The 12,856-nt window shown below is 42.9% G+C and carries 9 protein-coding genes; 5 read left to right on the top strand and 4 right to left on the bottom strand.

What is annotated here, in order from left to right; translation table 11 throughout:
• Positions 1–4 precede the first annotated feature (4 nt).
• Positions 5–745: an oxygen-insensitive NADPH nitroreductase gene (nfsA, locus tag J3U68_RS04770; RefSeq protein WP_267375191.1), complete on the bottom strand. Its 741-nt coding sequence runs from the start codon at positions 743–745 to the stop codon at positions 5–7.
• A 322-nt stretch (positions 746–1,067) separates the two neighbouring features.
• Between nfsA and J3U68_RS04765 the strand changes: the two genes are divergently transcribed.
• From J3U68_RS04765 to J3U68_RS04745, 5 genes are all read left to right on the top strand, one after another.
• The gene (locus J3U68_RS04765; protein WP_267375190.1) at positions 1,068–2,300 is read left to right on the top strand and encodes a YihY family inner membrane protein; all 1,233 of its coding nucleotides are present in this window, start codon (positions 1,068–1,070) and stop codon (positions 2,298–2,300) included.
• A gap of 83 nt (positions 2,301–2,383) precedes the next feature.
• Complete coding sequence (locus J3U68_RS04760; RefSeq protein WP_267375189.1) at positions 2,384–3,709, top strand: M23 family metallopeptidase; 1,326 nt, start codon at positions 2,384–2,386, stop codon at positions 3,707–3,709.
• 122 nt (positions 3,710–3,831) lie between these two features.
• Positions 3,832–4,596, top strand: coding sequence for an exodeoxyribonuclease III (xth, locus tag J3U68_RS04755; RefSeq protein WP_267375188.1), 765 nt, complete (start codon positions 3,832–3,834; stop codon positions 4,594–4,596).
• An 8-nt stretch (positions 4,597–4,604) separates the two neighbouring features.
• Positions 4,605–5,732, top strand: a complete 1,128-nt coding sequence (locus tag J3U68_RS04750; protein WP_267375186.1) for an anhydro-N-acetylmuramic acid kinase — start codon at positions 4,605–4,607, stop codon at positions 5,730–5,732.
• An 89-nt stretch (positions 5,733–5,821) separates the two neighbouring features.
• The gene (locus tag J3U68_RS04745; protein ID WP_267375184.1) at positions 5,822–8,212 is read left to right on the top strand and encodes a DNA translocase FtsK; all 2,391 of its coding nucleotides are present in this window, start codon (positions 5,822–5,824) and stop codon (positions 8,210–8,212) included.
• Positions 8,213–8,502: 290 nt separating this feature from the next.
• On the opposite strand, the gene lgt is transcribed toward J3U68_RS04745, so the two are convergent.
• The 3 genes from lgt to J3U68_RS04730 all read right to left on the bottom strand — a co-directional run bounded on the left by lgt (position 8,503) and on the right by J3U68_RS04730 (position 12,495).
• On the bottom strand, positions 8,503–9,378 hold the full coding sequence (gene lgt / locus J3U68_RS04740) for a prolipoprotein diacylglyceryl transferase (protein WP_267375183.1): 876 nt from the start codon (positions 9,376–9,378) through the stop codon (positions 8,503–8,505).
• A 272-nt stretch (positions 9,379–9,650) separates the two neighbouring features.
• A complete protein-coding gene (locus J3U68_RS04735; protein ID WP_267375182.1) occupies positions 9,651–10,844 on the bottom strand; it encodes an LD-carboxypeptidase in 1,194 nt (397 codons plus the stop codon).
• A 199-nt stretch (positions 10,845–11,043) separates the two neighbouring features.
• Positions 11,044–12,495 carry an aminoacyl-histidine dipeptidase gene (locus tag J3U68_RS04730; protein ID WP_267375180.1) on the bottom strand — a complete coding sequence of 484 codons (1,452 nt, stop codon included), beginning with the start codon at positions 12,493–12,495 and terminating at the stop codon, positions 11,044–11,046.
• Positions 12,496–12,856: the final 361 nt, after the last annotated feature.

Raw genomic sequence — 12,856 nt, 5'->3', positions numbered from 1 at the left:
AAGTTTAGCGTTTAGCCAATCCTTGCTGATGCAAAAACGGCAAAATATGGGGGCGCACTGGTTGGGCAAAATTATTGGCTACTGCCTTACTCCAATTGAGATCAAGCCCGCTTCGTTGCTGATAATATGCAGCCAGCTGCTGATCATAAGCAGCCAGCGCAGCTTGATCCATTGGTCGGAATGTATTTTCGCTCACCAACGTAGTTAACGGCATACGTGGTCGATACATAGGACGTTGATCAGGATGACCGAGACATAGCCCAAATAAGGGTGCCGTTAGCTCGGGCAGCTGGAGAATGTCTCTAACTTTAGCTGTATCGTTACGTAAAGAGCCAATATACACACCACCTAATCCCAATGATTCAGCGGCCAGTAAACAATTTTGCCCCATGATGCCGGCATCTACTGCGCCGATAATCAACGCTTCAGTCCAGTCTAGCTGCGCTTCAGGACAAACCTGACGATGCTTGGTGTAATCAATACAAAATACCCAAAATTCTGCAGCGGTGCGGACATATTTCTGGTTAGCTGCCACTTCACATAAGGCAGCCCGCTTTTCTGCATCGGTAACGCGAATGATATGGATACATTGCATAAAACTCGATGATGAAGCTGCACGCCCTGCTTCTAAAATGGCTTCACGTTGCTCTTGAGTTAAAGCTTCTTGAGTAAATTTACGAATCGAACAATGGCCATAAATGGTTGGTAAGGTAGCCGCACTGGTTAATTTGGTTTGATAACTCATAAACACATTCCTTCTGATTTATTTACTCACATAGCTTTTTGGCAGCATGTTGATGGTTTAAAGTAAACAGCATACTGTATGGCTTATTGTATTCTGTTTAGCTATAAGCAACAAACTATAGGGAGTGCCAAAAAGAATACCAATCACTAAGCTTAGCTGTTTAGACCATTTTATTGATTGACGTAGAAGCATAGTTAACTCAAGTTTGAGATTGATTATGGCTATCTAAGCGGTAAAAATTCCAAAAATAAAAATATAATCAGTTATTTACTGTGATATTTCGGTACAATGAATGTAATGATCGGTTTGCCAAACTATGGTTATGAAAAAAACTTTTGACTCAAACAGATATATACAAAAGCGTGTACCGCAATTTCTATTATTTGTCAGCAAGAATTTCCGTCGCTGTCATTTATCGCTGATTGCCACCAGTTTAACATTCACTACCCTGCTGGCCTTGGTGCCTTTTTTTACGGTGACCGTGATCATGGTCAATGCTTTTCCGATGTTTGCGGGTATGGCAACTCAGTTCAATCAATTTTTAACCAACATCATTCTACCGGCAGCGGGAGCTGATTCAGTAGGGAATTATCTGGACGCTTTTCGCGCCAAAGCCAGTGGCTTGACTGCCGTCGGAATTGTGTCCATGTTCATTACTTCTTTAATGTTGATACAGACCATCGAGCAGGCGTTTAATCAAATCTGGAAAGCTCGGGATAAACGACCATTATGGATACGCATGTTGATATATTGGGCTTTTCTCACTCTCGGTCCAGTGGTCATGGGGATGAGCTTATCCTTTCTATCCATACTGACACATTTAGGCACCGCAGCAACCCATATTCCCTTTACCAGCAACCTTTTCAGTTATTTTATTAATCTGGCACTTATCACTACATTATTATTTTTACTATACAAATTAGTCCCGTTTTGTTTTGTTCCATGGCGTCATGCTTTGCTCAGTGCCATCCTTGTCGCTGTGGCTTTAGATTTACTGCGCAGGGGATTTGCTCTATTTATTATTTATTTTGGCAACTATCAGTTGGTTTATGGCGCGTTTGCCGCCATACCTGTATTTTTAATATGGCTAAATCTACTGTGGCTGTTATTACTCACAGGTGCGGTTTTAACTTCATCTTTGCCTTATTGGCATCGACAAACATTTCGGCAACTGGATCAACATCAACTTTTCGAAGATGCGCTAAACCTTTTATTAAAACTGTTACAAGCACAACAAGTTGGTAAGGCTATTAGCGCATATACGCTACAACAAGAATTACAAATTAGCGATAAACACTTGTCTCGTCTGTTAAATGATTTGGAAGATCATCGTTATATTACCCATAATAGTTATGGCTGGGTTTTACAGCTTAGTGCCGAAAAAATCATGCTTAATGATCTATTTCGTTTATATGTCTACAATGATGTCGGCACCTCTGAAGTAGCCAAATCAATACACAGCATTTTGTCTCCCTGTCTACCTGCTTTGAATATTAATTTAAGTGCATGGGCCAAAAAAATAGCGCTTGATACATCAACAAAACAGCAAAAATAAGATATAGTAATAAGTTTAATCTAATCAACAGAGAATCCGTTTAATTTCAACTTTAAAGCCCCGTCGTTAAGAAAAACACACCCATGATGAAATCTATATCTGCGCTAAGTAACTGCATTAAAAAGAAAATCAAACAGCAACCCAAATTTTGGGTTATTTTAGCTGCATTGGTATTGTTTTTATTGCTCATACTCATCATCAGTGTAAGCAGCCAAAAACCAAGTACCAGCACTTATCGAGCAGAAAAAGTCATCATCAATCTACCTGAAGTCAATATTAAAACCTCTCAGGGTAATTTGGACTTCTGGCGTGATGAGGTGGTACAAGCGGGTGACACCATCGAAATGGTGCTTGGCCGCTTTGGTATCAGTGAAACAGAAATTAACCGCATAACCAGTATAGAAACGATTAAAAAACAAGTGCAACATTTGCAGGTTAATCAGGTATTCAGTATTCGTACTGACAATAATGGAAAGCTGACTGATATCCAGTTTTTTAATGATGATGGCAATGGTGAAAAAAATCTGGTGGTGCTGAAAAAAATAGATGACCATTGGCAGGCAGGCATTAACTCTGTTGACACTGAAACATTGCCGACTCTAAAAGCCGTTGTGGTTAAAACTTCTGCTCGTGGTGCATTGGCTCAAGCTGGTATTCCGGTTGAAATTCGGGAATCTTTGCGTGAAATATTTCGCGATAAAATCGATATTAACACTCTGGAAAGCGGAGATAAAATCCGCCTGATTTATGATATCTTGTATTATCGTGGACAACAATTGGGAACCGGCGACATCCGTGCTGCAGAGATCAGCCGTCACGGACAATTATATCGTGCCTATTACTATGAGACAGGCGATGATAATAATGGACAATATTATGATGACAATGGTAAACCGTCCCGCAAAGGCTTTACCAGTGCACCGGTAGAAGGCGCACGCATTTCGTCCCCATTTGGCATTCGTTTTCACCCTATCCGCCAAACCCTGCGGATGCATAGCGGTATTGATTACGCTGTTGCAAGTGGTACACCCATCCGCGCACCTTCTGACGGGGTGGTCACCAGTATAGGCGTAAAAGGGGGTTATGGTAATGCCATTATGTTGCGTCATAGTGATAGTATGCAGACGCTGTATGGTCACATGAGCGCGTTTGCAAATATTCGTGCCGGACAACATATCCGCGCAGGTGAAATCATCGGTTATGTTGGCAGCACGGGTGTTTCCACTGGCCCACATCTACATTATGAAGTATTGATCAATGGACAGCCAGTTAATCCAACTAGCGTGGCTCTGCCTACAAAAAAATTGAATACTCAAGAACTGGCAGACTTTAAGAAGAAACTACAACATTGGAAGCAACAATTAAACAGCGTACCCAATATGAGTGTCACCGTAGCCCAATTAGACTGAAGGTATTTGCCCTATTCGCTTTCGCCATATTCAAAAATAATCACGCTTTAGCTGAATATCAAGTAGAACTTGACCACGCTTTACGCTTACAATAAGTGTTTCGCTCTTCTTGCCAGCCAACTATGAAAATCGCTACCTGGAATGTTAATTCACTCAATGTTCGTCTCCCACATACATTACGCTGGCTGGAAGAAAACCAGCCGGATATTTTAGCTTTACAAGAATTGAAACTTGACCAGGATAAATTTCCGCAAGCTGATTTTGCCAACATAGGCTACCATGCGGCGTGGAATGGTCAGAAAACCTATAACGGTGTTGCTATTCTGAGCAAACAGCCAATTGATAATATTTGTACCGATATCCCGGCATTGAATGAACCGCAAAAACGCATTATTGCAGCCACCATTAATAATATTCGCGTGATCTGTGCTTATTGCGTTAATGGCGAATCGATCGACAGCGATAAATTTAAATATAAAGAACAGTGGTTTCATGCATTGCGTGACTACATCAGCCATGAACTAAAACAAAACCCCGCCACTATTGTTCTGGGTGACTTTAATATTGCCCCTACAGATATCGATGTTTACGATCCACAACAATGGCAAAATAAAGTTTTGTGTTCACCACAGGAAAGAAGTTGGTTCCAACAATTACTTGATCTTGGTTTAACCGACAGCCTGCATTATCTTCATCCGAACGAAGCACATTATACTTGGTGGGACTATCGCATGAATATGTTCAGACGCAAATTAGGACTACGCATCGATCACATCCTGATCAGTCAAAAACTCGTGCCAACACTCCAGCAAGTTTCTGTAGATGTGGCGGCACGTGGCTGGGAACGTCCTAGCGACCATGCTCCAGTCATTGCCCAGTTTGCTTGACATCAGTTATGACCAATACACAATATTATATTGGCTTAATGTCCGGTACCAGCATGGATGGTGTGGATGCTGTTATAGCCAAACTGAACCATACCCGCTTTGAAGGCATTTGCTCTCATGCGTTTATTCCTTATCCTGCCGACCTGAAACAAGCATTATTGGCGTTGCAAACCCCCAGCAACAACGAAATCAATCAGGCTGCCATACTGGCTCAACAATTGGCACAAATTAATGCCAAAGCTGTCAGTGCAGTACTGCAAAACGGACCGTTAACCGCGGCTGACATCACTGCCATAGGCTGTCATGGTCAAACCGTGCGGCATGAGCCTGAAAACCATTTCAGCATCCAATTAATGAATTGGGCATTGTTAACTGAGTTAACCAACATCACTACCGTAGGCGACTTTCGCAGTGCCGATCTGGCTGCAGGCGGACAAGGTGCACCGTTGGTTCCAGCTTTTCATCAGGCCGTATTTGCCAGCCCACATCAATGTAGAGTGGTGCTAAATTTAGGCGGTATAGCCAATATCAGTATATTGCAACCACAACTGGCTCCATTTGGTTTTGATACTGGACCGGCTAATATGTTGATGGATGCATGGGTTCAGCAAAACTGGCAGCAGGACTATGATCAAGATGGTTGCTTAGCAAAACAAGGGCAAATCATCCCCGCTCTTTTGCAGCAGATGTTACATCACCCCTATTTCTCTCAACCTTATCCCAAAAGTACCGGACGTGATTTGTTCAATCTGCAATGGTTGCATCAATATCTGTCAGGAAACGAGCAACCAACAGATGTATTGCGCACCCTGCTTGAGTTAACAGCGCAAACAGTTGTTCAGGCTATCGTACAAGCAGCGCCTACAGCACAAAGTGTTTATGTATGTGGAGGCGGAGCCCAGAACCTTTTATTAAAACAGACATTAAATCAGCTTCTTCACACACATAATATTAGCCTCTACACCACCGATGAATTACAATTACCAGCTCAACTGGTCGAAGCAGCAGCTTTTGCCTGGCTGGCTGCCTGTTGGTATCATCGTCAACCAGCATGCGTACATCATGCTACTGGTGCATCAGAAGCACGTATACTCGGTTGCGGGTATTGGTCTGCATCGTCCGCAAAAATCCGTTAAGACAAGCACAGAGCCTAATCAGAGTGTAGCTTAACCTTTATAATACAGCCTTGAAACAAACTCAGCATACCGTAACATTCATTTAAAATATGGCCACTACACGTAAAAAGAAAACGACGAGCAAAAAACAGTCTCCCACACTGGCCACCAAGCCTAAAGTAATCAAAACAAGACAATCATGGTTGATGAACCTGATAAACGATATTTTTTGGTTGATGGCGTTAATGGTGACCTTATACGTGTTTCTTGCGCTGGTCAGCTTCAATATGAATGATCCTGCTTGGTCACGTGGGATCATCCCTACTACTAATGTACCGGCCAATCTGGCTGGGTTAACCGGAGCCTATCTGGCCGATATCGGCTATTACATATTCGGTTTTTCCGTATGGTGGGGTATCTTCGCCGTTGCCATTGCCTTGTATCACAGTTTTCGTCCATTAAATGCCCGCTCCCTAAACGCCAACAGCGAAGGTAAAAACTATAATGCCTGGTTATCCATATTGGGTCTTTTTCTCATGTTTATTTTCAGCCCTGTGCTGGAAGATTTGATCCTCACCCACCGTCTGGATGAACATTTACCACTTGGCAGTGGTGGTCTGATTGGGCAAACATGCGGAAAATTACTGCAACACTTATTCGGAGAGACAGGTAGCTTACTCATTAGCGTTTTCATGATACTGATTGGTGTCTCACTTATTTTGCAGGTTTCCTGGTTGACAGTGATCGAAAAAATCGGCGCCCAACTAGAGTGGCTGTGGTGTAAATTATTGCGCAAACCGCATCGCTTGATCACTGCATTTCCTAATCAAAAAACCTTACGCCGCGTGGTAAAACAAGCGAAAAACATCAATGCGCAGCACATCACCAAACCACCTCTGGCAACCAGCAACCGTAAGACAGTCACTGTCAGCACAGCTGCCACCATTCAGCCAGATTTATTCGCTTCGGCGCAAACTGCCAACGCAACAGCGGCAACAGCGGCCAGACCAACTGTACGTACTGGCAGTGAACAGACCAGTCTGCCTAGCGTGGATCTATTGGCCACACCAGCCCCTCAAGCTCCTGCGGTAAAAGCCGAACAACTACAGCAGACCGCAGAGCATATTGAAACGAAGTTAAAAGAATTCGGAGTTGACGTAGAAGTCATTAGTGCAACATCAGGACCAGTCATCACCCGTTTTGAAATTGAGCCTGCGCAAGGAGTAAAAGGTAGCCAGATTGTTAATCTAAATAAAGATTTAGCACGCTCATTATCTGTACAAAGTGTACGTGTAGTAGAAACCATAGTCGGTAAAACCACCATGGGTATCGAATTACCCAATGAAGTACGCCAGAATGTCCAGCTAGCAGAAATACTGAATGCCAGCATTTTTCAAAACGCTGAAGACAAATTAACCATGGCAATGGGTAAGGACATCGCTGGTGCTCCAGTCATTGCCAGCCTGGCGAAAATGCCCCATCTATTAGTAGCGGGTACCACCGGCTCGGGTAAATCTGTCGGGGTTAACTGCATGATCCTGTCCATATTGTATAAAGCCCAGCCAGACGAAGTGCGTTTTATTATGGTGGATCCGAAAATGCTGGAATTAAGCGTTTACGATGGTATCCCGCATTTGCTTGCACCGGTTGTGACGGACATGAAAGAAGCAGCTCAAGCCTTGAACTGGTGCGTTGCCGAGATGGAAAAACGCTATCGATTATTAGCTCATGTTGGTGTACGCAATATCAATGGTTTTAACGAAAAAGTATCGGCTGCGAAAAATAATCAGGTACCGTTAGTGAATCCCTTTAGCACCAATCCAGATGAGCCAGAACCATTGGAAAAATTACCCTATATTGTGGTGGTAATCGATGAATTAGCTGATCTGATGATGGTGGAAGGCAAAAAAATCGAGCAACAAATTGCCCGACTGGCGCAAAAAGCACGAGCTGCTGGTATTCATTTAATCTTAGCTACCCAGCGCCCTAGTGTGGACGTCATTACTGGCTTAATCAAAGCCAATATTCCCACACGCTTGTCTTTTCAGGTATCCAGTAAAATTGATAGTCGCACCATTCTTGATCAGATGGGTGCAGAAAATCTATTAGGTAAAGGTGATATGCTATTTCTCCCTCCAGGACAGGCAGAGCCAACCCGTTTACATGGCGCTTTTGTCTCTGATGAAGAAGTCCATGCTGTGGTCAATTTTATCCGTCAACAGGCTCCGGCTCAATATATTGACGGCCTATTGTCTGGAGAAGCGGCTGAAACCACAGTTAATCAGGTCAACCCTAATGCCAACAGCGATGAATTATTTGATCAAGCTGTCGCATTTGTGCTGGATACGCGCAAGACCTCGATTTCCTCATTGCAACGCCATCTGCGCATCGGTTATAACCGTGCTGCTAATTTGATGGAAGCACTCGAAGCCGCCGGCATTGTTTCGGGCACCGAGTTAGGAGGAAGCAGACGCATATTGGCTCAAAAAGACAGCCTTTAAACCGTGTACATCTTCACCGGGCTTTCCTTCAGACTCAATTGATTTCATTAACGAAAAAAAATGTTAGCCAACAAAGCAGCAACAAGGTTGAAATAATCAACTACTCTTAATATCAACCTTGCAGCCTAAAACTGTGCCTAAGCATTGACAACGTTGCGCTGATGGAATGAACAATTTGTATCCAATCCCCTGCCTGCATTGTTACACAACTTTTCTGAGCACAAGTGTTAGCGCAAAAAAAAAACCGCGATAAAACTTAGGCTTATCGCGGTTTTTGCTTAATAATTTAATTAACGGTCAACCGTTAAATTGGCTTTGGCTTTTTTGCCGGCATAAATATAGCCGAATACACCGATAATAATCATTGGCAGGCTCAATAGTTGCCCCATCGATAAATTCATAAACAACAAACCGAGGTATGCATCGGGTTCACGTGTAAATTCAACAATAAAGCGCAAAATCCCGTAACCAGCGAGGAAGACCATCGAAACTTGCCCAAGCGGACGCGGTTTGCGAGAGAATAACCAAACTATGACAAATAATACTATCCCTTCAAGCGCAAACTCATATAACTGTGATGGATGACGTGGAAGACAGTGGTATTGATCCCATATTGCCGCCCATTTTTGCGGATTTTCAATCACCAAAGCTTCATCTTCCTTTAAAGCATATGGAAAGCCCATCGCCCAAAAAGCATTTAGCTCAGTTACCCTGCCCCAAAGCTCACCATTAATAAAATTCCCGATGCGACCACACGCCAGCCCCAAAGGAACTAATGGCGCAACAAAATCAGCCATCTGCCAGAAGCCAACCTTATGCTTTCTGGCAAACAACCACATGGCCACCAATACGCCTAAAAAGCCACCGTGAAAAGACATGCCGCCTTGCCAAACCTTAAAAATATCTAGCGGATGGTTTAATAAATAATATCCTGGCTGATAAAACAGTACATAGCCAAGACGACCACCAATAATGACGCCCAATACGCCTAAAGTGATGAAATCATCCAATAAATCATTGGTCATAAAAGTATGACCACTTTTAACCCTTTTACGTCCAAACCAAATAAACAAACTGAACCCGACAATATAGCTGAGCGCATACCAGCGTATTGCCAAAGGTCCTAAATGCAACAAAACCGGATCAAAATTCGGGTGTAAAATCATAAACAACTTATTCCTAATTTAAGGGCTTCAATATTGCCATCAAACCATTATCTTTTTATTTAATTGATCATCACTGCACTAAATTAACGAAAATCAAGCCAGTCAATCATCAACAACCATACAAATGGCACAATGCCAAATGCTGTAGCTTAGAAACGGTAATGCAAACCTAAATAATTTACAGTGTGATCACCATCAACGGCAACTTAAGTCACCACCCTAAACTGCCTTCTCTCACCAGTCCTGCATCTGCACAAAATAATAAGCAGCGACTAAATAGAATCTGTGCTGTCATTAGAAGAATCACCACCATATTGCCCGTCGCCACTTTCGAAAGTATTCAACTCTTTAGGTGGAGGAGGCAAAAGAGAATCTAATGCAAAAGAAGCCGCATTCAAATAAGGATAATCGGAAAAACTAATTTCATATCCACCATTATTGGTTGAACGTAAGCTTGCTTGTGCCCCCAAAGGGAACGTTTCTTTTTCAGCAATATGACCGAAAGGAAAACCAGTTAGAACCGGTACCTTGGTTAAACGTATCATCGTTTGAATCACTGAACTTAAAGTATAAGAGCTGTCATAAACATCGCGAATACCGTTCATACGGAAACTGCCCAACACGATAGCTTGTTGACGACTCAATACCCCACTGAGATATAAGGTTTGGAGCATTCGTTCAATGCGATAAGGTTGTTCACCCACATCTTCAATAAACAAAATACCGCCATTAATTTGTGGCATATATGGAGATCCAGCCAAAGAAGCCAAGACACTTAAATTACCACCCCACAATATGCCCTCTGCCCTGACATGCTGATTTTGAATTTGGTTAACCGAAATCGTCATCGTCGAATTAGTGCAATTTTTCACAAAGGAACGCATAGTGAATTCATTTAACTGCGGCTTCCCAAAATCGCTGTACAACATGGGACCAGCAAAACTGCACATTTTGCCTTTAGCCAGTAAGGCCAATTGTATTGCTGTCACATCACTGTAACCAAAGAGCATGGTGCCATGTTCGTGCATGCGCTTACCCAGACTTTCCCAGTCTATATTGGGTAAAATTCGTACTGCGCCATAGCCACCGCGTATACCCAGCAAAATTTTAGGCGTACTAACACGACCCGATGCCACATCCTGAAAATCAGCACTACGCTCAAAATCACTGCCACCAAAGCGCTGATAACGACGCATGTAAGCTTGCTGATTGCTTACATTAAAACCGACACGGCTTAAACGCGACACCGCGAGTTCACAGCGACTTGAGTTGTCAGCATATCCAGAACAAGCAAATAAACGCAAAGAGGAACCTCCTGATTTAGAACGAACATTTGGCGTTGGTGAAGAGTTTGTAGTTACCTTATTAGTCGTGGCTGTGTTACCGCAAGCCTGTAACAAACCAGTACCAGCTAAGGCTGCACTGGCACGTAAAAAATTTCGACGACCATGTTGTTGTGTATTCATATCCACCTATTTCTTTGCAGCGAAACTGAGTTTAACAAAATATTTTGGTAGCCAAAGCACAGCCAAGTTAAAAAAACCATCACCACAATAAACTGCTAACACAGCTTCGCCTAGTTATATTTAGCTGCTTGCATTAGGATAAAGATTAGTCGTAAGCGAACTTCAGGGCATATGTGAAACATGTCCTTCAAACTATGCTTTACTCATGACTGCGTTGTGGCATAACTCGTAATAAATCCACCAAGATAGACCAACATTCTGCCACCGTAGCCACTTCTAACCGTTCTTTAGGAGAATGTGCCGCTCGGATAGTAGGACCAAATGATACCATATCCAATTTTGGCGCTTTTCCACTCAGAATACCACATTCAAGCCCAGCATGGATAATCTGCAAAGGAGGCTCTTTGCCATAATGCTCCCTGAAGACCTGACTGGTCAGTTTCAACAAAGCCGAATCAGGATTGGGTGTCCATGAGGGATAATCAGCCATTAACGCTATTTCTGCCCCAGCCATTCGTGCCAATGCAGTTAAACGCAAACTTAATTCATCTTTTGGTGTTTCCTTCAGCGAACGCATCAAGCAATGAATATGCAATCCATCTGTTGTCGTTTGCACCACGCCGATATTTGATGACGTTTCCACAACGCCGGCAAACGCATCGCTCATTCGCAGCACGCCATTAGGCACCGACAACAATAAATCCAGTGCTTTTTGCGTATTCTCGACTGAAGCAACCTGTAGCGAAGTCAGATCTATAAATTCTGCTTCAATTTGCAAATGTTCTTCTTCAGGCCACTCTGCCTTGATCGCCGCAGCAATCTCTGACACCGTTTCAAGTGCTATCTCTTCATCCACCACAATCAGTGCCTCTGCTTCGCGCGTAATGACATTGCGCAACTCGCCACCGTGAAAAGAACTTAGAGAAAAAGGTATAGAAGAATACAAACTGCCTAAAACTCGAGCTAAAAGAACATTAGCATTAGCATGGTTTTTATCAATATCCACACCAGAATGACCACCACGCAAACCAGATACCCGAATCCTGCAAGCTCGAGCATCAACCGATTGCCAATCCAGCGGCAAAGTAAAACTTGCATCCCGTCCACCAGCGCAACCGATAAAAATTTCGCCAGCATCTTCAGTATCCAAATTGATCAAATACGGCATGTGCAACCAGTCAGAACTTAAAGCTTCTGCACCGCCCATGCCAACTTCTTCTTCAACAGTCACAATTAGCGTTAACTCAGGATGAACAATATCATCACTAAACATGACCGCCAGCCCCATCGCCAGCCCGATTCCATTATCAGCACCTAGCGTTGTATCATTGGCCCATACCCAGCCGTCTTCAATCCGAGTAGTGATTGGGTCGCGCAAAAAATCATGATTAGATTTTTCACCTTTCTGTGCCACCATATCCATATGCGCCTGCAACGCAACCGGTGTTCGATCTTCCATACCGGCTGTAGCCGGCTTAATCATGCGCACATTTCCCTTAGCATCTACGACTGTTTTTAATCCACGTTGCTCAGCTGCCTCTACCAACATCTGCCGAACCGCCTGCTCATGAAAAGTCGGGCGGGGTATTGCACACAAACGTTCAAACCATTGCCACACCGATTGGGGCTCAAGATGTTTTAATTCACTCATTTTATACACTCAACTTAATAATAATAGGAACCGAAATTGCTGTTGGCTTTTAATCGTTCACAATTTAATACTTCAAATCAAACCACCAGCCATTTTAAATCTATTAAACAACGTTCGGTTTAAAAAACAAAATAGATGGAAATATTGTCCTGACTATACCCTTAACTATGGCTACAAAACATTTATTTGTATCAAAAAAAAACCTACTAACACATCATAGCTTTATAAATGGCTTCCAAAGCTTCAGCAAATGATTTGTACTTGAAGAAAACCAAGACACATTTAAATACCAAATTATATAATATTCAAAAAGCGCCTGAAGATAAAAGCTTCATAAACTGATTCGATATAATCAATAATA

Source organism: Snodgrassella sp. B3882, assembly GCF_026535915.1.
Classification (GTDB): Bacteria; Pseudomonadota; Gammaproteobacteria; order Burkholderiales; family Neisseriaceae; genus Snodgrassella.
The sequence above is the reverse complement of the archived record's forward strand: the minus strand, read 5'-3'. Positions and strand labels throughout refer to the sequence as shown.